General features: G+C 63.6%; 22 protein-coding genes. 9 read left to right on the top strand and 13 right to left on the bottom strand.

Annotated elements, in window-relative coordinates; all coding sequences use genetic code 11:
• The coding region (locus AB5Y72_RS10360) for a hypothetical protein (RefSeq protein ID WP_368198973.1) at window positions 1–217 on the top strand (217 nt) is incomplete at its 5' end.
• Between the two features lie 89 nt (window positions 218–306).
• A complete protein-coding gene (locus AB5Y72_RS10355; RefSeq protein ID WP_042077883.1) occupies window positions 307–849 on the top strand; it encodes a gamma carbonic anhydrase family protein in 543 nt (180 codons plus the stop codon).
• Window positions 850–923: 74 nt separating this feature from the next.
• Here the strand turns inward: AB5Y72_RS10355 and polA are convergent, their stop codons facing one another.
• Window positions 924–3,674 carry a DNA polymerase I gene (gene polA / locus AB5Y72_RS10350; RefSeq protein ID WP_325783663.1) on the bottom strand — a complete coding sequence of 917 codons (2,751 nt, stop codon included), beginning with the start codon at window positions 3,672–3,674 and terminating at the stop codon, window positions 924–926.
• 400 nt (window positions 3,675–4,074) lie between these two features.
• Between polA and elbB the strand changes: the two genes are divergently transcribed.
• Complete coding sequence (gene elbB, locus AB5Y72_RS10345; protein WP_219143275.1) at window positions 4,075–4,725, top strand: isoprenoid biosynthesis glyoxalase ElbB; 651 nt, start codon at window positions 4,075–4,077, stop codon at window positions 4,723–4,725.
• A gap of 69 nt (window positions 4,726–4,794) precedes the next feature.
• Here the strand turns inward: elbB and AB5Y72_RS10340 are convergent, their stop codons facing one another.
• The 4 genes from AB5Y72_RS10340 to AB5Y72_RS10325 form a co-directional block, all read right to left on the bottom strand.
• Window positions 4,795–5,004 (bottom strand): cell division protein ZapB, encoded by a 210-nt coding sequence (locus AB5Y72_RS10340; protein WP_010672454.1) that lies wholly within the window; start codon window positions 5,002–5,004, stop codon window positions 4,795–4,797.
• A 197-nt stretch (window positions 5,005–5,201) separates the two neighbouring features.
• Window positions 5,202–6,482 carry a hypothetical protein gene (locus tag AB5Y72_RS10335; protein WP_325783664.1) on the bottom strand — a complete coding sequence of 427 codons (1,281 nt, stop codon included), beginning with the start codon at window positions 6,480–6,482 and terminating at the stop codon, window positions 5,202–5,204.
• 6 nt (window positions 6,483–6,488) lie between these two features.
• On the bottom strand, window positions 6,489–7,268 hold the full coding sequence (gene cysE, locus AB5Y72_RS10330) for a serine O-acetyltransferase (RefSeq protein WP_042077849.1): 780 nt from the start codon (window positions 7,266–7,268) through the stop codon (window positions 6,489–6,491).
• A 7-nt stretch (window positions 7,269–7,275) separates the two neighbouring features.
• The gene (locus tag AB5Y72_RS10325) at window positions 7,276–8,187 is read right to left on the bottom strand and encodes a cation diffusion facilitator family transporter (protein ID WP_042077851.1); all 912 of its coding nucleotides are present in this window, start codon (window positions 8,185–8,187) and stop codon (window positions 7,276–7,278) included.
• Between the two features lie 87 nt (window positions 8,188–8,274).
• Between AB5Y72_RS10325 and AB5Y72_RS10320 the strand changes: the two genes are divergently transcribed.
• The 3 genes from AB5Y72_RS10320 (at window position 8,275) to trmL (ending at window position 10,858) form a co-directional block, all read left to right on the top strand.
• Complete coding sequence (locus AB5Y72_RS10320) at window positions 8,275–8,970, top strand: response regulator (RefSeq protein ID WP_216991302.1); 696 nt, start codon at window positions 8,275–8,277, stop codon at window positions 8,968–8,970.
• Window positions 8,967–10,322 (top strand): ATP-binding protein, encoded by a 1,356-nt coding sequence (locus tag AB5Y72_RS10315; protein WP_042077853.1) that lies wholly within the window; start codon window positions 8,967–8,969, stop codon window positions 10,320–10,322. Before AB5Y72_RS10320 ends, AB5Y72_RS10315 begins: the two co-directional genes overlap by 4 nt.
• A 71-nt stretch (window positions 10,323–10,393) precedes the next feature.
• Window positions 10,394–10,858 (top strand): tRNA (uridine(34)/cytosine(34)/5-carboxymethylaminomethyluridine(34)-2'-O)-methyltransferase TrmL, encoded by a 465-nt coding sequence (gene trmL / locus AB5Y72_RS10310; protein ID WP_042077854.1) that lies wholly within the window; start codon window positions 10,394–10,396, stop codon window positions 10,856–10,858.
• A gap of 22 nt (window positions 10,859–10,880) precedes the next feature.
• Here trmL and AB5Y72_RS10305 read toward each other — a convergent pair whose 3' ends face one another.
• From AB5Y72_RS10305 to lexA, 4 genes are all read right to left on the bottom strand, one after another.
• On the bottom strand, window positions 10,881–12,251 hold the full coding sequence (locus AB5Y72_RS10305) for an MATE family efflux transporter (RefSeq protein WP_368198969.1): 1,371 nt from the start codon (window positions 12,249–12,251) through the stop codon (window positions 10,881–10,883).
• A 22-nt stretch (window positions 12,252–12,273) separates the two neighbouring features.
• A complete protein-coding gene (locus AB5Y72_RS10300) occupies window positions 12,274–12,900 on the bottom strand; it encodes an SCO family protein (RefSeq protein WP_368198967.1) in 627 nt (208 codons plus the stop codon).
• Window positions 12,901–13,082: 182 nt separating this feature from the next.
• Window positions 13,083–13,373, bottom strand: coding sequence for a hypothetical protein (locus AB5Y72_RS10295; RefSeq protein WP_042077857.1), 291 nt, complete (start codon window positions 13,371–13,373; stop codon window positions 13,083–13,085).
• A gap of 374 nt (window positions 13,374–13,747) precedes the next feature.
• Entirely contained in the window at window positions 13,748–14,374 is a 627-nt protein-coding gene (gene lexA, locus AB5Y72_RS10290) for a transcriptional repressor LexA (RefSeq protein ID WP_042077858.1), read from the bottom strand.
• Window positions 14,375–14,578: 204 nt separating this feature from the next.
• On the opposite strand from lexA, the gene plsB reads away from it, so the two are divergent.
• Complete coding sequence (plsB, locus tag AB5Y72_RS10285; RefSeq protein WP_368198966.1) at window positions 14,579–17,002, top strand: glycerol-3-phosphate 1-O-acyltransferase PlsB; 2,424 nt, start codon at window positions 14,579–14,581, stop codon at window positions 17,000–17,002.
• Between the two features lie 59 nt (window positions 17,003–17,061).
• On the opposite strand, the gene ubiA is transcribed toward plsB, so the two are convergent.
• Together ubiA and AB5Y72_RS10275 are read right to left on the bottom strand one after the other, a co-directional pair.
• Complete coding sequence (gene ubiA, locus AB5Y72_RS10280) at window positions 17,062–17,925, bottom strand: 4-hydroxybenzoate octaprenyltransferase (protein WP_368198965.1); 864 nt, start codon at window positions 17,923–17,925, stop codon at window positions 17,062–17,064.
• Entirely contained in the window at window positions 17,922–18,473 is a 552-nt protein-coding gene (locus tag AB5Y72_RS10275; protein ID WP_368198964.1) for a chorismate lyase, read from the bottom strand. The genes ubiA and AB5Y72_RS10275 overlap by 4 nt, the downstream gene beginning before the upstream one ends.
• Before the next feature lie 145 nt (window positions 18,474–18,618).
• Here AB5Y72_RS10275 and AB5Y72_RS10270 point away from each other — a divergent pair, with 145 nt between their 5' ends.
• Window positions 18,619–19,053, top strand: a complete 435-nt coding sequence (locus tag AB5Y72_RS10270) for a flagellar basal body-associated protein FliL (protein WP_368198962.1) — start codon at window positions 18,619–18,621, stop codon at window positions 19,051–19,053.
• Window positions 19,054–19,119: 66 nt separating this feature from the next.
• Window positions 19,120–19,290, top strand: coding sequence for a hypothetical protein (locus AB5Y72_RS10265; protein WP_084202869.1), 171 nt, complete (start codon window positions 19,120–19,122; stop codon window positions 19,288–19,290).
• 47 nt (window positions 19,291–19,337) lie between these two features.
• Here AB5Y72_RS10265 and AB5Y72_RS10260 read toward each other — a convergent pair whose 3' ends face one another.
• Both AB5Y72_RS10260 and AB5Y72_RS10255 read right to left on the bottom strand, forming a co-directional pair.
• Window positions 19,338–19,676: a DUF2799 domain-containing protein gene (locus tag AB5Y72_RS10260; RefSeq protein ID WP_368198960.1), complete on the bottom strand. Its 339-nt coding sequence runs from the start codon at window positions 19,674–19,676 to the stop codon at window positions 19,338–19,340.
• A gap of 180 nt (window positions 19,677–19,856) precedes the next feature.
• On the bottom strand, window positions 19,857–19,979 hold the full coding sequence (locus AB5Y72_RS10255) for a hypothetical protein (RefSeq protein WP_084202873.1): 123 nt from the start codon (window positions 19,977–19,979) through the stop codon (window positions 19,857–19,859).
• Window positions 19,980–20,248 lie beyond the last annotated feature (269 nt).

Raw genomic sequence — 20,248 nt, 5'->3', positions numbered from 1 at the left:
TGTTAAAGAGCGACGCAGCTTTTGGCTGCTGCGGGAGTGGCATTCTACTCAACCGCCTTCTCGAGTCAAGCCTTATTTTCACAGGCTTTTCGAGGCTACCGACTTAGGCTTTCTGCGTTGCCGCTTGCCCTTGTCGATGGAGGCGCATTATAGGGAGCGAATTCGTTCTGGCAACCCCTCCCCTGCAATAAAATTGCAAAAAAGCGCACTTTTTTAGTTATTCATCTCCAAGCACAGCTTTTATACAAACTTATCCACAGAAACCAACGCCGAATTGCTAGAATGGCCGAAAACAAGGAGGCCAAGATGGACTTGCGACTGAGACCCTACAAGGGAAAACGCCCGCAACTGGGCAAACGGGTATATGTGGACCCCTGCGCCACCCTGGTGGGGGATATCCAGCTGAGCGACGATGCCAGCATCTGGCCCATGGTGGCGGCACGGGGGGATGTGAACCATATCCGCATCGGCGCCCGCAGCAACATTCAGGACGGTACCGTGCTGCACCTGACCCGCAAGAGTGCCAGCAACCCCGGCGGCTATCCGCTCTTGATCGGCGAGGATGTCACGGTCGGCCACAAGGCGATGCTGCATGGTTGCACCATAGGCAATCGGGTGCTGGTCGGTATGGGGGCCATCCTGCTGGACGGGGCCGTGGTCGAGGATGATGTGATGATAGGTGCCGGCAGCCTGGTGCCCCCGGGCAAGCGGCTCGAGTCCGGCTTCCTCTATATGGGTAACCCCATCAAGCAAGCTCGCCCCCTCAAGCCCGCCGAGATAGCCTTCCTCAAAACCTCGGCCGACAATTATGTGCTGCTCAAGGACGAATATCTGCAAGAGACCTTATAGGATCGGTAGAAACAGGAAGCCCGGCATGATGCCGGGCTTCGCTCCTTATATAGCTATATAACCGTCAAGCAGGGTCAGTGGGCCTGATCCCAGTTGTCACCGGTACCCGCTTCCACCACCAGCGGTACATGCAGTTCGGCTGCGGCTGACATCTTCTCCTTGATGATGGCGATGTACTCCTCCAGCTTCTCCTCGCGGATCTCGAACACCAGTTCATCGTGCACCTGCATCAGCATGCGGATCGACTGGTCTTCAATCCCGCGGATCCAGCCATCGACGGCGATCATGGCGCGCTTGATGATGTCTGCAGCCGTACCCTGCATGGGGGCGTTGATGGCGGCCCGTTCGGCGGCCTTGCGCAGACCGGCGTTGCGGGACTTGATATCCGGCAGATAGAGGCGGCGACCAAACAGGGTTTCGACATAGCCCTGAGCATCCGCCTGCTGGCGGGTGCGCTCCATGTACTCCAGCACACCCGGGTAGCGTTCGAAGTAGAGATCCATGTACTTCTGCGCCTCGGCGCGACCGATCCCCAGCTGCTTGGCCAGACCGAAGGCGCTCATGCCGTAGATGAGGCCGAAGTTGATCGCCTTGGCGCTGCGGCGCATGTCGCTGGTCACCCCCTCGAGCGCCACCCCGAACACCTCGGCGGCGGTCGCCTTGTGAATGTCCTTGCCCTCGGCAAACGCCGTCAGCAACCCCTTGTCACCGGAGAGGTGCGCCATGATGCGCAGCTCGATCTGGGAGTAGTCCGCCGCCACCAGCTTGTAACCGGCGCACGGGATGAAGGCCTGCCGAATGCGGCGCCCCTGTTCGTTGCGCACCGGGATGTTCTGCAGGTTGGGATCGGTGGACGAGAGTCGACCGGTCGCTGCCACCGCCTGATGATAGGAGGTGTGCACCCGCCCGGTCTGCGGCTTGATCATCAGCGGCAGCTTGTCGGTGTAGGTGGACTTGAGCTTGGCCAGCCCACGGTGCTCCATCAGCAGTTGTGGCAGTTCATAGGTCTCCGCCAGCTCGGCTAGCACCTCTTCCGCGGTGGAAGGGGCCCCTTTCGGCGTCTTCTTGATGACAGGCAGCCCCAGCTTGGTAAACAGGATCTCCCCTAGCTGCTTGGGCGAGGAGAGATTGAACTCCTGCCCGGCCAGCTCGTGGGCCTGCTTCTCCAGCTCTGCCAGACGCACTTCGATCTCCTGGCTCTGCTGGTGCAGCAACCTGGGCTCGATAGTGGTCCCGAGTCGCTCCATCCTTGCCAGTACCGGCAGCAGGGGCAACTCGATCTCGCTGAATACCCTGGCGAGGCCCGGCTCGGCAGAGAGCTTGCCCCACAACGCCTGATGCAGGCGCAGAGTGATGTCGGCATCTTCCGCCGCGTAAGGAGCCGCCTGCTCCAGCTCGATCTGGTTGAAAGTGAGCTGCTTGACCCCCTTGCCGGCAATATCTTCGAACGAGATGGTCTCGACATTCAGATACCTGCGGGCCAGCGAGTCCATGTCGTGGCGGCTGGCAGTGGAGTTGAGCACATAGGACTCGAGCATGGTGTCGTAGGCGATGCCCTGCAGCTCGATGCCATGGTTGAGCAGCACGTTGCGATCATACTTGAGGTTCTGCCCCACCTTGAGTCGGGCCGGATCTTCCAGCAATGGCTTGAGCTTGCCGAGCACCACGGCCTCGGTCAGCTGCACCGGCGCCCCCAGATAGTCGTGGCCGAAGGGAACGTAGGCCGCCTTGCCCGGCTCGATCGCGAAAGAGACGCCAACGACGCGCGCCTCCATATAGTCGAGACTGGTGGTCTCGGTATCGAAGGCAAACAGCGACGCCGCCTGCAGATGGGCCAGCCACTCATCGAATTCGGCCTCGTCCAGGATGCAGCGGTAGTCGGTTTCGATGGCGGCTACCGGGGCGGTGCCTTCCTCATCACCTTCGGCTCCGCTCTCCTCGCTGCCGGACTCCAATTCTTTTATCAGGTTGCGCAGCTCGTACTCGCGGTAGACCGCCAGCAGGGCCTCCTTGTCGATGGGGCCGAGCTCCAACTCTTCCAGGCTCTGCTCCAGCTCGACGTCGGTCTTGATGGTGGCCAGCACATAGGAGAGGCGCACCTGCTGCTCCTGCTCGCGGAACTTGTCGGCAAACGCCTTGGAGCCACGGAAGCCGAGCGCAGCCACCTTGTCGAGGTTGGCGGCGATCTGGTCTATGCTGCCGATCCCCTGCAGCAGCGCCAGCGCCGTCTTCTCGCCGACGCCGGTCATGCCGGGGATGTTGTCCACCTTGTCCCCCATCAGGGCCAGGTAGTCGATGATGAGCTCGGGCGGCACGCCGAACTTCTCGATCACCCCTTCCCGATCGGTCTTCACGTCCTTCATGGTGTCGATCAGGGTGACATGGTCGGAGACCAGCTGCGCCATGTCCTTGTCCCCCGTGCTGATGAGCACCGGCAGCTGTTTCTCGGTCGCCTGGCGGGCCAGGGTGCCGATGACGTCGTCGGCCTCCACCCCTTCCACCATCAGGAAGGGGAAGCCCATCGCCTTGATCATCTGGTGGATGGGGGCGACCTGGCTGCGCAGATCGTCCGGCATGCTGGCGCGGGTTGCCTTGTACTCGGGATAGATGTCGTCGCGGAAGGTCTTGCCCTTGGCGTCGAACACCACGGCCACGTGGCTGTCGGGGTATTGCTTGCGAAGACTGCGCATCATGTTGGCCATGACACGGACGGCGCCGCTAGGCAGCCCGGTCGAGGTGCGCAGATCGGCCTGCTGGGAGGCAAAGAAGGCGCGGTAAAGATATGAAGAGCCGTCGACCAGGATAAGGGGGTTGCTAGAGGCCATGAAATCGTCCTGCCAAAAATAAACAGCCGCTAGGATGCCACAGGGCCAGCACCACACCAAGGGGCTGCCTCTCTCCCCCTAGTGCCATCAACCAGATCGCCACCTGTGGATAACTCTGTGTTCAAAAATGGCTCTTCGGCACAAGCTTCGTGACAAACCTGTGGATTGTTCATAAAAATATGTTTTAAAACATTAACTTGAGATCGACAAAACACACCATGATGCAGCCATCATGATCTCGATCAATGTGGAAAAAAATTCAGGGGGGGTGATGAGGCAGGATCCAAAACGAAACAATCCTAGCACAGCGAGATGACTTGACCAGCGGAGGTCGAACGATAACCATACAAAAGTACAACAATTGACCCTGGCTCACATTTTCAACAACGAGGAGTCTGCCATGAAAAAAGTGGCCGTGATCTTGAGTGGCTGTGGCGTGTTCGACGGATCGGAAATTCACGAGGCCGTGATCAGCCTGCTGGCACTGGCCCGTCAGGGAGCAACGGTTCAATGCTTCGCCCCGAACGTCGCGCAGTTGCATGTCATCAACCACCTGACCGGCGAGGTCAGCGAGGGGGAAAGCCGCAACGTGCTGGTCGAGGCCGCCCGCATCTGCCGCGGCCAGATCCGGGATGTGGCCGAGCTGGATGCGGCCGACTTCGACGCCCTGCTGGTGCCTGGCGGCTTCGGTGCCGCCAAGAACCTGTGCGACTTCGCCATCAAGGGAGCCGAGTGCCGCATCCAGCCGGACGTGCTCAAGGCGTGCCAGAGCTTTGCCAGGGCCGGCAAGCCGGCGGCCTATATCTGCATCGCCCCGGCCATGATCCCGCTCATCTATGGTACCGGCACCCTGGCCACCATAGGCCGTGACGAGGGGGCCGCCAGCGCCATCGAGGCTATGGGGGGCAGCCACCTCAACTGCCCGGTGAGCGAGTTCGTGGTGGATCAGGAACGCAAGGTGATCTCCACCCCCGCCTATATGCTGGCGCAGAACATCGTCGAGGCGGCCGATGGTATCGAGAAGACGGTCAGGCAGTTGCTCGCCATGTGACCCCAAGCCATAACACAAACGGGCCGCTCAAGGAGCGGCCCGTTTTCATTCCTGTCGGCAGAGACGGGATCAGATGGCATCGCCCATCTGGTCCATCTTGCCCAGCAGGGCACGCAGACGCTCTTGCCAGGCGACGTGCTCGTTGCGCAGCTGATGGTTCTCGTCTTGCAGCTTGCTGTTCTGCTCTTTCAGCTCGTCCAGCTCCATCTTCAGCAGGGAGATGTTGTCGACGGCGGATTGTACTTTGGATTCGAGTTGCTCAAGGACTTCTAGTGACATATGCATACCTGTATGTTCAATTGCGATGCCCCACAGGGGCGATTCAAGCGCGTGAAGCCAGCATACCCTGATGCGCTCGGCACAAACAAGCCAGCGCGTTGCAAATTGCACCCTGCGGGCCTGTATTGCCTAAATATGCGTCGGTTTTTCTCGCAGGCGCTGCACGCCCGGCCCTGAGGCCATGCACTGTGCCGGTATCAGCCGTGCAGAGCGATGAAGCCCCCCAGCAACAGGCAGGCAACGCCGTACATCAGCAGACCGTAGAGCAGGTTCCAGCGCAGCAGGAGCCCGGCGCTCAGGTTGTAGCGGGATGCCAACGCCAGGTTGGAGCCGGAGAGCGGGCTGGTGCCGGTAGCCAGTCCCCATCCGAGCAGGAAGCACATGCCGAGCAGGCTGGGGTCCGGCGACAGTGGCCACAGCAGAGGGGCCACGCCGGAGATGCTGATGAGAGGGTGCACCCCGACGATGGCCACCATGAAGATCAGCAGCAGGGTCAGGCTGGCCTCCAGCCAGCCGAAGTGGTTGAACAGCGGCAGGCCGTGGCCGCCGCCAAAATCCAGCACCGACAGCGCGCTGTTGATGCCCGCCGCCAGCAAGCCCGCTCCCAGAAACAGCACAAGCTGGCCACCGATGGCCGGGAAACGCTCCACCACCTGCCGCTTGAGTGCTGTCCCCCGTCCGGCGTGGGGCATGAACAGCAGGGCCAGCAGGGGCGCCACCAGCGCGATCACCGCCAGTATGCTGAGCCCGGGCCGGAGCTGATGGATCAGCATGACCAGCAGTGCCAAAGTCACCGGCAACCCCAGGGTCTGCAACCGCAGCGGGTAACCCTCGAAGTCCGCCACCCCGAGTCGCTCCACCTGCCAGGCCGTCAGCCCCATGGCCAGCAGGGCGGCCAGGATACCGAAGGGCAGTATGCTGCCCAGTTGCAGCCCGGGTGAGTAAGTCAGCGCCACCGCCATGGCGACGAAGAAGGGGGACCAGAAGGCCGCGGCGCAGAAGATCCGGCTCAGCACCATGACCTGGCGTCGTTCAAGGGTGCCGTTGCGCTCCAGCCGATCGCCGATGATGAAGAGCACCGAGAGGTTGATGACGGCACCGAGCAGATTGAGGCTGGCCATGGTGCTCCACAGCCCCTTGCGGCCGGGCCAGGAGGTGGTTCCCGTCAGCAGCCCGGAGGTCGCGAGGTTGAGGGTGCTGACGGCCGCGAACATGGTGAGCATGTTGATGTTGGGCAGCAGCCAGTCCCCTGGCCTGAGGACGGCCCCCCGCCACCAGGAGAAGATCAGCAGCAGCAGCGCCGCCCCGTAGAGCGCCAGGGCCTGCCGCCTCGCGGCCCCCACCAGCCAGGGCCAGGTGAGCAGGGAGGCGGCCCAGGCCGCGATGGCCGCCGGCCAGGGAGAGAAGTCCAGATAGAGATGGAGCAGGTTGAGCAGCCACATCCCCAGGATCAGATAGCCTGACCAGCGCTTGGCCATGGTTCCCTAAATGTTCTGGTTCATGTCGAAGGAGGGCTTGTCACATTCAGGCCGGCCCACGATCTTGGCAGGCACGCCGGCGACCGTGGTGTGGGGAGGCACTGGGTTGATCACCACGCTGCCGGCCCCTATCTTGGCGCCGACGCCCACCTCTATGTTGCCGAGCACCTTGGCCCCCGCCCCTATCATCACCCCTTCCCGGATCTTGGGATGGCGATCGCCGCTCTCCTTACCGGTCCCCCCCAGGGTCACGCTCTGCAGGATGGAGACGTCGTTCTCGATGACCGCGGTCTCCCCGACAACGATGCCGGTGGCGTGGTCAAACATGATGCCCTTGCCGATGCGGGCGGCCGGGTGCACGTCGACCCCGAACACCACGGAGATCTGGTTTTGCAGATAGAGTGCCAGGGCACGACGACCCTGGCGCCACAGCCAGTTGGCGACCCGGTAGCCCTGCAGGGCATGGAATCCCTTGAGATAGAGCAAGGGCGTGGAGAAGAGGTCGACCGCCGGGTCGCGCTCCTGTACGGCGCAGATGTCGGCGGCCACCGCCGCCAGCAGCTCGGGTTCGCTGCGCAGGGCCAGCTCGATCACTTCGCGCAGGGCGATGGCCGGCATGGTGGTGCTGTCGAGCTTGTTGGCGAGCTGGAAACTCAGCGCCGAGCGCAGGTCCCGGTGGTTAAGAATGGTGGAATGGAAGAAGCTGGCCAGCATGGGCTCCTGGGCCGTCATGCTCTGCGCTTCCTGCTGAATTTTTCGCCACGTGCGGGCGACCAGATCATCCATGTTGAGCCTACTGTTGTTCAGGGTGAGTGCTTTGTCGTTCTTTTGTCAGCACCGAGATGGGGTCCATGTGAATGATCACATCCATCCGCTCGAAGGCCTGGCGGACGGCCAGTTCAGCCTCGTCGGCTATCTGATGGGCCCTGACCAGGGGCAGTTGGTCATCCAGTTCCAGATGCAACTGCACGAAGCGGGTCGGCCCGGATTGGCGGGTACGCAGATCATGTACGCCATGCACCCCCTCTACGGCACAGCAGAGGGCCATTATTCTCGCTTGTTCCTCCTCTGGCAACTGACGATCGAGCAGGGCCTGCACCGATTCGTAGCCAATATGCACGGCGCCCCACACCAGGAACAGACCGATCAGGATGGCAAACAGGCCGTCGGCCCAATACCATCCCTGCCCCGCCAGCACCAGTGCCAGCAGCACGCCGCTGTTGAGCAGCAGATCGGAACGGTAGTGCAGCATGTCGGCCTTGATGGCCACGCTGTTGGTCTTGCGGATGACCAGGCTCTGGAAGCTGACCAGCAGCAGGGTCAGCACGATGGAGCCGACGCTGACCCAGATGCCCGCCTCCAGGCGCACCACGGGCACCTGGTTCAGCATCGACGAGATGCCGTGCATCATCAGCAGCAGAGCGGAACCCGAGATGAAGGCCGACTGGACCAGGCCCGCCAGCGATTCCGCCTTGCCGTGGCCGAATCTGTGCTCCGCGTCGGCCGGCGCCATGGCATAGCGGATGGCCACCAGATTGATGATGGAGGCGCTGACGTCCATGAAGGAATCGGTCAGGGATGCCAGCAGGCTGGAGGAGTCCGTCATCAGCCAGGCGATCAGCTTGCCCAGAATGAGCAGGGTGGCGGTGACGACCGCCGCCATGCTGGCCAGGGTGACCCAGCGGGAATATTGTTGGTGGCTCAAAACCGGCTTTCCTCCGACGCGTAAAAACTTATTATACCCTGACCCTGACATCAGTTTGGCGCGCAAAATCAACAGAGTGGCTCCCGGATGAACAAAATACTCCTGGTCGACGACGATCTCGAACTGACCCAGTTGCTGACCGAAATCCTGACCCTGGAAGGCTTTCAGGTGACCGTGGCCGAGGATGGGGAAGAGGGATTGGCGCGGCTGGGTGAACAGCCCTTCGACCTGGTGCTGCTGGACGTGATGATGCCCAGGCTCAACGGCTTCGCCATGCTGACCCGGCTGCGCAAGACCCACGACACCCCGGTGCTGATGCTGACCGCGCGCGGCGACAGCCAGGATCGGGTCAACGGCCTCGAGGCCGGGGCCGACGACTACCTGGCCAAGCCGTTCGACGACAGGGAGCTGCTGGCCAGGGTACGCGCCATCCTGCGCCGCACCCAGAGTAGCCAGCCCCAGCGGGGCAACAGCCCGGAAGAGCTGAGATTCATGGATCTGGTGCTGCAACCCGGCCTGCAACAGGCCCGCTGCAACGATCAGCTGCTGGAGCTGACCGCCACCGAATTCGGCCTGCTGGAGTGCCTGCTGCGCAATCCGGGCCAGATCGTCAGCAAGAGCCTGCTCTCCGAGCAGGTGCTCGGCAAGAAGCTGGAACCCTTCGACCGGGCCATCGACATGCACCTGAGCAACCTGCGCAAGAAGCTGCCGGAGCGCACCGATGGCCAGCCCCGCTTCAAGACGGTTCGTGGCCGGGGATACCTGTGGCTGGAACAGGCATGAAAACGGCCCGCACCTTCAACGGCCTCTCCACCCAGATCTTTCTCTGGTTCTGGTTCATGCTGCTGCTGGTGGTGGCGGCCGTGGTGATACTGCCCACCCTGGATCCCCGCAACATCATTCCGCTGCCGGCCCACGAGGTCACCCGCCTCAACAACAATCTGGCGGCGCTGCAGAAGGGAGCGGATCCCGACCAGGACTTCGATCTGGCCAAGGCCATCGATGCCGCCGGCCTGCTGCCGGTGGACAACATCTATCTGCGCGATGCCAAGGGGCAGATACAGTCCAGCACCCGGCTGAGCAAGTTCGTGATCCGCTTCATGCTCGACTCGGACAACCCGGCCAAGCCCATGCTGGGCAGCGAGCATCAACGCGCCATCGCGGGTCCCTTCCAGATGATCCATCACGGCCAGGCCTATCACGTCTACTTCGGCCTCAACGTCGAAAACTCCTACCTGTTCCTCTTCATCCAGATCCTGGATCACCCCATCCAGATCCTCGGCATCGCCATGCTGGTCAGCACTCCGCTCTGCCTGCTGCTGGCCTGGCGGCTGACCCGCCCCATCCTGGAGCTGCAGCAGTCGGTCTCACAGCTGGCCCAGGGCAACCTGGAGATGCAGATCCCCAACCTCGGCCGCAAGGACGAGATCGGCCAGCTGGCAGAGCATGTCAGCCACATGGTCGACACCCTCAAGGACATGATCCAGAAGCAGAAACAGCTGCTCTCCGACATCTCCCACGAACTGCGCAGCCCCCTCACCCGCATCCAGCTGGCGCAGGCGCTGATCCGCCGCAAGCAGGGCGACAGCGCCGAGCTGGCCCGGATTGAGGGAGAGATAGGCCGGCTCGACAAGCTGATCGGGGATCTGCTGGATCTGTCGCGGGTGCAGCAGCACGTGGAGGCCCCGGTGACCCTGCCGCTGGCGGATCTGCTGGAACCCATCCTGGACGACGCCATGTTCGAGGCGAACCAGAACGGTAAGCAGCTCAGGCTGCCCCCCCTGCCGACCGAGTCCCTCGCCATGTGGCCTGAGTTGCTGGCGCGCGCCCTGGAGAACCCGCTGCGCAATGCGCTCAAGTACGCCCGCGAGTTCATCAAGGTGGAGTGGTATCGGGAGGGACGGGAGTGGGTGATGACGATTCGGGACGACGGCCCCGGCGTGCCGGTGGAGCAGCAACCCCGGCTGTTCCTGCCCTTCTTCCGGGTCGACGACGCCCGCAATGCCAAGACCGGCGGCACCGGCCTCGGCCTCGCCATCGCCGCCGAGGCGATCGCGCGCCATGGCGGCACCATCCGGGCCGGCAGCAACCACCCGAGCGGCCTGGTCATCACCATCCGCCTGCCCATCGCCTGACCGACCCTCTTTTCATCGACACGGGCGCTGGGTATGCTGGCGCCCATTTCGCACCACCCCAGGATCCCGCCATGCTCGACATCGTGCTCTACCAACCGGAAATCCCGCCCAATACCGGCAATATCATCCGCCTCTGTGCCAATACCGGTTACCGGCTGCACCTGATAGAGCCCCTGGGTTTTGCGTGGGATGACAAGCGGGTGAAGCGGGCCGGACTCGACTATCACGAGTTCGCCGAGGTGAAGCGCTGGCCTGACTATGAGGCGTTTCTGGCCGCCGTCGCCCCCAAGCGGGTGTTCGCCTGTACCACCAAGGGACGCACCGCCCATTCGGCAGTGCAGTTTGCCGCAGGCGATGCCCTGCTGTTCGGGCCCGAGAGCCGCGGCCTGCCCATGGAGATCATCGAAAGCCTGCCGTTCGAGCAGCGGCTGCGCATCCCCATGCTGCCCCAGAGCCGCAGCATGAACCTGGCCAACGCGGTGGCGGTGTTCGTCTACGAGAGCTGGCGCCAGTTCGACTACGCGGGCTCGGCCTGACCCAACCGGACGGAACCAGAAATCAGGCCGCCCCCCTGGCCCTCAGCCCCGTCAGCAGGCGGCCATCCCGTTCCAGTTGCCAGCAGAGCCAGCCGAGAGTCAGGCCCCGCCCGACCATCAGGGCGCTCATGGCAGCCCACAGGGCGGCGACACCCCACGCCTGGCAGAGCCACCAGATTGGAAAGAATCCGGCGAACACCGCCACCAGCATGCTGTTGCGCATCTCCCGGGCCCGGGTGGCCCCGATAAAGACCCCGTCCAGCAGGAAACACCAGACCGCCAGCAGCGGCATGGCCACCAGCCAGGGCAGCTGGCGGTGGGCATCGGCGATCACCGCCGGCAGGTCGGTGATATGGCGGATGAGCATCCCTCCCCCACAGGCAAACGACAGGGTGAAGCCCAGCGCGATCAGCAGGGCCCAGCCCAGGTTGAGGATGATGGCCTCCCGCAGTCCCTGCCGGTCCCGCCGCCCGATGGCGCGCCCCACCATGGCCTCCACCGCGTAGGCGAAGCCGTCCAGCCCGTAGGAGATGAGCATCAGGAAGTTGAGCAGCACCGCATTGGCCGCCACGGCCACATCCCCCAGCCTGGCCCCCTGCAGGGTCATGAAGGCAAAGCAGAGCTGCAGGCAGAGGGAGCGGATGAAGATGTCCCGGTTCAGGGCGAGCAGCCGCAGCAAGGCCGGCCACTGAGACCAGCGCTGCCAGGCATGCTGCCAGACCCCGGGAGAGAGACGGCGCAGATGGCGGCTCGCCAGCCAGAGCCCCACCGCCAGCGCGCTGTAGTCGGCCAGCAGGGAGGCGGCGGCCACCCCCTTCACCTGCCAGCCCAGCCCCAGCACGAACCAGGCATCCAGCCCCATGTTGACGAGGTTGCCCAGGATCAGCAGCAGCATGGGGCTGCGCGCATCCTGCATGCCCAGCAGCCAGCCCATGATCACCAGGTTGCACAGCGCCGCCGGGGCGCTCCAGATCCGCACCGACACATAGTCCCCGGCATGGGCCTGTACCTCCGCCGACCCCCCGCCCAGGGCGATGATGGCCGGCAGGAACGGCAGCAACAGCAGCAGGAGTACCAGCCCCAGGCCGATCGCCAGCCCCAGGGCACGGGCCAGGGTATCGAGCTGCCCCTCGGCATTGGCGGCTCCCTGGGCCTGGGCGGTCAGGCCCGTGGTAGACATGCGCAGAAAGCCCAGCAACCAGAAGAGGAGGTTGATGAGGGTAGCGCCGACCGAGACGCCGCCGAGGAACCAGGCCTCACCGAGATGACCGATCACCCAGGTGTCCACCAGCCCCAGCAAGGGAGTGGTGACATTGGAGAACACCATGGGCAGCGCCAGGGCAAAGACGGCCCTGTGGCGGCCGGGATCCCTCAACCAGGGTGGCATGGGCATGAGCAGGATGGAGGCTGCGGGATCACTCGTCGGCCAGCCGCACTATGCGTGCGAAGTCGGCGACCATGGCCTGCATGTCAACGCGGGGCACTTCCCCCGGCGCCACCTTGGGACGGAACAGGGCCACCAGCTTGCCCGCCGGGTTGATCAGCACGATCGAGGCCGAATGGTCTATCAGGTAATCCTTGCGTTCGCTCTCCACGATGGAATAGACCAGGCCCAGGTTGCGCACCAGGGGGAACAGGGCGCTGTGGGGCGCGGTCGCCGCCTTGAACTCGGGCTCGAAGAAGGCGGTGTAGCTCTTGAGACGGGCACTGTCATCCCGCTGGGGATCCGCCGAGATGAACACCACCTGGCTGTTGGGGGCGATCTTCTTCAAGCCGGGGTAGACGGCGCGCAGGTCCGCCAGCGTGGTCGGACAGATGTCGGGGCAATAGGTGTAGCCGAGGAACAGGAAGGTCCAGTGTCCCGTCAGATTGGCGGGAGTAAAGGGTTGTTCATCCCCGTCGGTGAGGGTGAAGGGGTTGATGTCCCGCGCCGTCGGATAGTAGTCGGCCTGCTCCGGCAAGGGAGGCTGGCTCCAGTAATAGGCGGCCATGATGCTGACGATGAAGAGCAACAGCAGCAGGGAAAAGCGTGGTTTAACCATATGAAACAAACCCTTGTATTTATAATCAGCCCAGGAGCTGCGCCTGGGAAGAGTCATTGTAACCCGCCCCGCCCCGTTTCTGGCTACCCCTTCGTCCGGATGGAGGGCCGCAGGGGCACCAGGATGCAGTGGGCGCTGGAAAGCAAGAGCCCCGCTCGGGGCGGGGCTCGTATCGGCCGGGATCAGGGTCGCAGCCTGCGCTGCGGCTGGGCACGTCTGATGGATGCGTGCAACGGGATCACGGGCGCCGTCCAGGGCGCATCCGGCAAGCCGATGTCGTGGTGACGGCGAAACAGACGAACCAGGCGGACGATCTTGTCTTTGGGACACCCCAGCCAGACGGTCCAGCCATCTCCCTTGTGATAGACCCAGAGCGCATAGAACCACGTCATCCGACTGCCCTTGATGAATCGGGTGATGGAGGATGCGGGCGCTGCGGCCGGCACCGGATCCCACGGCGAGCTTGAAGCCATACCTGTCCTCCTTGCTCAACAGGCCACGCCGATCAGTGTTACTGCCATCGGGAGGCAAGCCAACCACCGTCGCGTACTGACTGTACGAGTCGTCCAACTGCTGACGACTCTCCCTTCTTCCACACAGCCCCGGCGGTGATGCATCCCTGCAAAGCCGTCCAGCTGGCCGGTGGGGCGCTCTCGCCGCCATGGCGGTGACCATGAGGGTGCGAGCCTTATCAAAGGATATATCCGAAATGCGCTGTCTGTGGCGGGACTATTTGCGACGGACGACGGCAGCAGGATGGCGGGGATGGGCCACGAGGCGGGATGACGGAGACGGGGGCCAAAACGAAGGGGCCTCCCGCAGGAGGCCCCTTCGTCATGCCGGAGGCTTACATCCAGTCGGCGTTGCGAATGACGCCGACCGCCAGCCCCTCGATGGTGAGGTGCTGGCTGGCGAGATCCACCTCGATGGGGGAAAGTTCCTCGTTCTCGGGCAGCAGCCATACCTGGCTGCCCTTGCGCTGGAAGCGCTTGACGGTGACGTCCTCATCGAGCCGCGCCACCACCACCTGGCCGTTGCGCACCTCCTGGGTCTTGTGCACCGCCAGCAGATCCCCGTCCATGATGCCGATGTTCTTCATGCTCATGCCCTGCACCCGCAGCAGGAAGTCTGCCCGTGGATGGAACAGGGCGGGATCCACCTGGTAGTGGCTCTCGATGTGCTCCTGGGCCAGGATGGGCTCGCCGGCGGCCACCTTGCCGATGAGCGGCAGGCCGCTCTCTTCCGGCAAGGCCTCTTCTTCTTCGAGCAGTAGGCGGATGCCGCGGGAGGTTCCCGGCATGATCTCGATGACCCCCTTTTTGGCCAGGGCCTTCAGATGTTCCTCGGCCGCGTTGGCCGACTTGAAGCCAAGCTTCTGGGCGATCTCGGCGCGAGTCGGCGGCATGCCGGTCTCGTTCATGTTCGCCTTGATAAGCTCCAGCACTTCGGCCTGGCGGGGGGTAAGGGGTTTCATAGCATGGGCACCTGTCTTTTTATACAGCACACTGGCAGTATATACAGTGCTGTGGCCAAGGCAAGGCGTTGCTGACATTTGTCCCCGCCTTGTCGCAAAATGGGGCTCCCTCGCGCGCCTCCTTGGGACTCATCGTACCTCTCGGCGACAAGCCGCCGGTGATTTGCTATGCTCACGCCGCATTTTTTTGGAGAGCAGACGCACATGTCCCTTGGACAGAAGATTTCCAGAGCCATCCTGCAATGGCCGGTCAGCGGCTTGGTCAATCACAAGAGCCTGCCGGAAAATCCCATCACCGAGCTCAAGCTGGATCCGGCCAGACCCATCGTCTACGCCCTGAAAACCAGCTCTATCACCGACCTGATGACGCTGCAGCAGTGCTGCGAGGACCTCGGCCTGCCCGGCCCCTTCACGCCGCTGGAGCTGAACGGCCAGCTGCTGCCGCGCTACGTCTGTCTGGATCGTCCACCTCCTCTGTTCGGTGCCCGCAACAAGCCGCTCCCCTTCCTGCAGGAGTTCCACCAGCTGCTGGACTTGCACAAGCAGGATCCGGCCCTGGACATCCAGGTGGTGCCCGTCACCCTGTTCTGGGGCCGTGCACCGGGCCGCGAGGGGGAAGAGGCCTCCGGCTGGAACATCATCAGCAGCCTGGCACCGAACCGCCTGAAGAAGGCGCTGATCGTGATCCTAAAGGGGCGCGAGAACCTGGTGCGCTTCTCCCCGCCGCTCTCTCTGCGTCACATGGCGGACAAGCACGGCACCGACGAGGCCATCGCCCACAAGCTGGCCCGGGTCGCCCGCACCCACTTCAGCCGCCAGCAGCTCGCCGCCACCGGCCCCAAGCTGCCGAACCGCAACCTGCTGTTCAAACAGCTGCTGGATTCCAGCGTGATCCAGCAGGCCATAGAGGAAGAGGCCAGACGGGAAGGCATCAGCCTGGAGAAGGCGCAGAAGCGCGCCCACGGCTACATGGACGAGATCGCCTCCGACTTCTCCTACCGGCTGATCCGCCTCGGCGAGAGCTTCCTCGGCTGGCTGTGGAACAAGCTCTACCGCGGCCTCTCGGTCAACGGCGCCGAGAAGGTGCGTCAGCTGGCCCAGGAAGGGCACGAGATCGTCTACGTGCCCTGCCATCGCAGCCACATGGACTATCTGCTGCTCTCCTACGTCATCTATCACCAGGGCATGGTGCCGCCTCACATAGCGGCGGGCATCAACCTCAACTTCTGGCCGGCGGGCCCCATCTTCCGCCACGGCGGTGCCTTCTTCATCCGCCGCACCTTCAAGGGCAACCCGCTCTACAGCACGGTTTTCCGTGAATACCTCAACCTGTTGTTCGCCAAGGGCTACTCGGTGGAGTTCTTCACCGAGGGGGGGCGCTCGCGCACCGGCCGCCTGCTGCCGCCCAAGACCGGCATGCTGGCCATGACCCTGCAGGCCATGATGCGCGGGCTGGACAGACCGGTCACCCTGGTCCCTGTCTACCTCGGCTACGAGCACGTGATGGAGGTGAACACCTACCACAACGAGCTAAAGGGCAGCCGCAAGGAGAAGGAGAGCTTCCTGCAGGTGCTCGGCATACTGCGCAAGCTGCGCAACTATGGCCGCGGCTTCGTCAACTTCGGCGAGCCGCTGACCCTCAACGGCTACCTCAACGAGCAGGTCCCGGAGTGGAAGGCCCACATCGGCAAGGAGGAGCGCCCCCAGTGGATGGCGCCCACCGTCAACCAGTTGGCCGAGCTGATGATGACCCGCATCAACGATGCCGCCGCCGTCAACGGTCTGACCCTGAGCGCCCTGGCGCTGCTGGCCGCCGAGCGCCACGCCCTGACCCGGGACGAGCTGCAGGCCCAGCTCAACACCTATCTGGACCTGCTCAAGCAGGTGCCCTACAGCCCGAACAGCACCATGCCGGCCGAGGACGCCGCCACCCTGCTAGATCAGGCGATGGAGCTCAACAAGTTCGAGGTGACCGAGGACAAGCTGGGCCAGATCATCAGCCTGGACCGTTATCAGGCGATCCTGCTCACCTACTACCGCAACAACATCCTGCACCTGTTTGCCATGCCCTCCCTGGTGGCCGCGCTGATCGAGCGGTGCGAGGGGATCTCCCGCAACGAGATCGTCGCCCGCTGCGTCGACATCTACCCGCTGCTCAAGACGGAACTGTTCCTGCGTCATGAAGAGGAGGCGCTGCCCGAGCTGGTCGACGCCCTGCTGGGCGAGCTGCAGCGCCAGCAGCTGATCGAGGCGCGCGACGGCGGCTTCTGGGTCAACCCGGACAACCAGACCCGCCTGCTGCTGCTGGCGGAGAGCATCCAGGAGACCCTGCAACGCTACGCCATAGTACTGACCCGGGTGCTGGCCCAGCCCCGCATCGAGGCGGAGCAGCTGGAGGCAGACGGTCTGATGATGGCAGAGCGCCTCGGCACCCTGCATGGCATCAACGCCCCCGAGTTCTTCGACCCCAAGCTGTTCAGCACCCTGATCCACACCCTGCGCAGCGAAGGTTATCTCGACACCGGCTGCAAGCCGGATCTCGGCCGCTTCCAGGCGCTGGCGGACAACATAGTGCCGCTGCTCAGCAACAAGATCCGCCGCACCATACAGGCGGGCAACCGGCTCTGAGGAGCAACCAGCAAAAAGGCCGCATCATGCGGCCTTTTTCATCTCATCGGGAGACGCTCTCACAGGTAGTGGGCAACCACACCGAGCAGCACCAGAGCCCCCACGTAGTTGTTGTTGAGGAAGGCCTGGAAGCAGGCTTCCCGCGCCCGCTCCCGGATCAGCCGCTGCTGATAGACGAACAGGGCCGCGGCCCCCAGCAGCCCCCAGTAGTAGCCCGAACCGAGCGTCATCAGCTGGCCCACCCCCAGCAGGATCAGCAGGGTCGCCAGTTGCAGGGCACCGATGATCCGCTTGTCGTGACGGCCGAACAGGATGGCGCTCGACTTGAGGCCGAGCTTGAGGTCGTCGTCCCTGTCCACCATGGCGTACTCGGTGTCGTAGGCGATGGTCCAGAGCAGATTCGCGAGAAACAGCAGCCAGGCGACCGGTGGCAGGGCGTTGGCCTGGGCTGCATAGGCCATGGGGATGGACCAGGAGAACGCCATCCCGAGCACCAGCTGAGGAATGGGGATGAACCGCTTCATGAAGGGATAGCAGACCGCCAGCAGCAGGCCGGCGAACGACAGCCCTATGGTAAGCGGATTCAGGGTCAGCACCAGGGCGAACGAGACGAGCGCCAGCACGGCGAACAGGATCAGCACCTCCCGCTCGGCGACCCGCCCCATGGGCAGCGGCCGCCCGGCGGTACGCTTCACGTGGCCATCGAAATTGCGATCCGCATAGTCATTGATGACGCAGCCGGCCGAGCGCATCAGGAAGACGCCCACCACGAACACCGTCAGGATCCAGGGATCCGGCAGGCCGCCAGCCGCCAGGCATAGCGCCCACAGGGTCGGCCACAGCAGCAGCAGGGTGCCGATGGGCTTGTCGATGCGGGCCAACTGCACATAGGCCAGTCCCCGCTCCTTGGTTAACAGCTTCACGCCAGCTCCTTATTCGATGGCAGCCCGTCGGACGACAGCGAGGGCAGGAAGAGTTCGTGGACCAACAAGGGCCACTGCCCCAGATAGAGACGGGAGCGGCGCCCCCAGACGGTGGCGGCCGGGCACCAGGGATTGTTCGCGATCTCGAAGCAGGCCAGTTGCAGGTGATCCCGCCGCACCGGCAGGTCGCCGAAGATGCGCTCCCCCAGCGGCTGCTCTCCCAGATCCTGCAGACCGCCGCCCTGCAGCGCCGCCTCGGCGAACAGGGTCCAGCCCAGGATGGCGGGCCCGCCATCGCCATGCAGGATCACCTCGCGGCAGATCCCCACGGGATCCTGCACCGCCACCAGCGCCTGCTCGTCCAGCCCCAGCGACACGCTGCGATTGCCGAGCAGCTGCACCGACAGGTGGCGATTGTAGCGCCGCAGGCGCCGGGTCATGGAGTTGGCCTCCAGCAACCAGGGGCGCAGCGCCTCGGGGGGCTCACACTCCGCGGGGGCCCGCCACGGGACGAGCTGGACGAGGGGAACAGTCAACTCGGACTTCACAGCTTCACCATCCGGAGATTTCCGTTGTCAGGTTAAAATCCGGTTTATTATCCGTAAATCAATGACGAATTGTAAGAACATCCGTGCTTGACGGCCCCGATGACAGCATCAAAAATGGGGCATCCGTCGCTGCCGAGCCATCTAGATGAAGATCTTCAGATTTCTGCTGGTGTTATTCCTGAGTTTCCCCCTGTTGAGCATGCCGGCCTTCGCCAGCGAGGACGCGGCTGCCGATCCGGCCTCCTCCGCCGTCCAGCCAGGCTTCGCCTATCATGCGCTGGATCCGGATATCATCACCAACTACCTTGGTGATGGCAAAACCCTGGGCTATGTGCGAGTGACGGTGGAGCTGATGGCCGAGAATGCCGCCGATCTCAAGTTGCTGGAGCAACATGATCCCCTGATCCGCGACGCCATCATCCGCCTGATAGGCAGCAAGACAGGCGCCCAGATCAAGTCCCTGGTGAGCCGGGAAGAGCTGCGCAAGGAGTGCGAGGCCAGGGTCAACGAGCTGCTGGTCAAGGAGACCGGCAAGAAGGCGGTACGCGAGCTCATCTTCACCAAGTACCTGTATCAGTAAGGCCCCTGACGGGGCCGGACTCCCGCGCCCCCACCCGTTACATTCACTGTCGAGGACGTCATCGCCATGGGCCACAAGACGTTGTGTGAGTGGCGCCGCCACGAGATCCCCACCGACCTCAAGGCGCTGCGCAAGATCCTGCGCAAACCCAAGTTCGTGTGCGGCAAGTGTGCCCGCTGCGCCAATGATAAGGACTACCTGTGTCAGCCGCTGCGGCTGAAGAACAAGGAGGAATAGGTCCCCGTTTCTGCGGGGTCTGAGGGCAAGGCAGGGCGGGCCGCGCCCTATTGATCGGTCCAGCCGTGGCGACCCTGTTCGAACAGGCGACGGGCCTGCACGTCGTTGGGACAGACACCGAGATACTCCTCCCCCGACCGCCCGGCCAGATAGAGGTGCTCGGGGCGGCAATACCAGGCCAGCCCCTTCTGGCGGCCCTGCTCCCAGAGGGCGACATCCACCTTGTCCCCGCACTGGGTCTGGTGGAAGGCCACCCTGTCGCCGGCAAAGCCGAGCTTGCCGTCGGCCTCCCCCACGTCGCTCCACAGCTTTTCACAGGGATCGTCCGAGTTGGAGACACAGCCCCCGAGCAGGGTGGCACAGAGCATGATGACGAGTGGGCGCATAATCATCCTTGGCGTCGTTGGAATCGTTGTTGAGCCGCGGCCTGCTGAGGGTCCTGCCTCGTACAGCGCCATTTGAGCAGTTCATTCTAACCAGCCCGCCGCCTTCCCACCAAGGGCGATGCACCAGCCTCACAAAAAAATCGGGCGGGCACCGGGCCCGCCCGCAGGCGTTACAGGGAGTCACTGATCGTCGAGAGGGTCATAGTCCTGCCAGCTCTCGTCATCCAGCTCCTCCAGCTCGTCTTCCCAGGATTCCGGCTCCCACTCGTCTTCGAGCTCGAAATCCGGCGTCTGCGTACCCATGCTCATTCTCCTTGGATAGTGCACCGGCCTTCAAAGTCTATCCAGAAAAATGGGGCTCGCCAGTGGTCCCGCTCAGAGCCAGGCCAGGGTGAGGCCGACAGCCCGACCCTGGGTGATGACCGCGGCGACCTTCACCCCTGCGCCAGCCCGTTCGGCAGTGGCACCCGCCAATCGGCCTTGACCCGCGCCGGTTCGGCCATGCCATCCCGGTGATCTTCCCCCACGATCGGCCAGTATCACGGGAGATCCACGCCGATTCGCAGTGCGCA

This window comes from Aeromonas sp. R7-4 (genome assembly GCF_040908055.1).
GTDB classification, from domain to species: domain Bacteria; phylum Pseudomonadota; class Gammaproteobacteria; order Enterobacterales; family Aeromonadaceae; genus Aeromonas; species Aeromonas sanarellii.
Note: the sequence above shows the minus strand (reverse complement) of the source record. Positions and strands in the feature narration are given on the sequence as shown.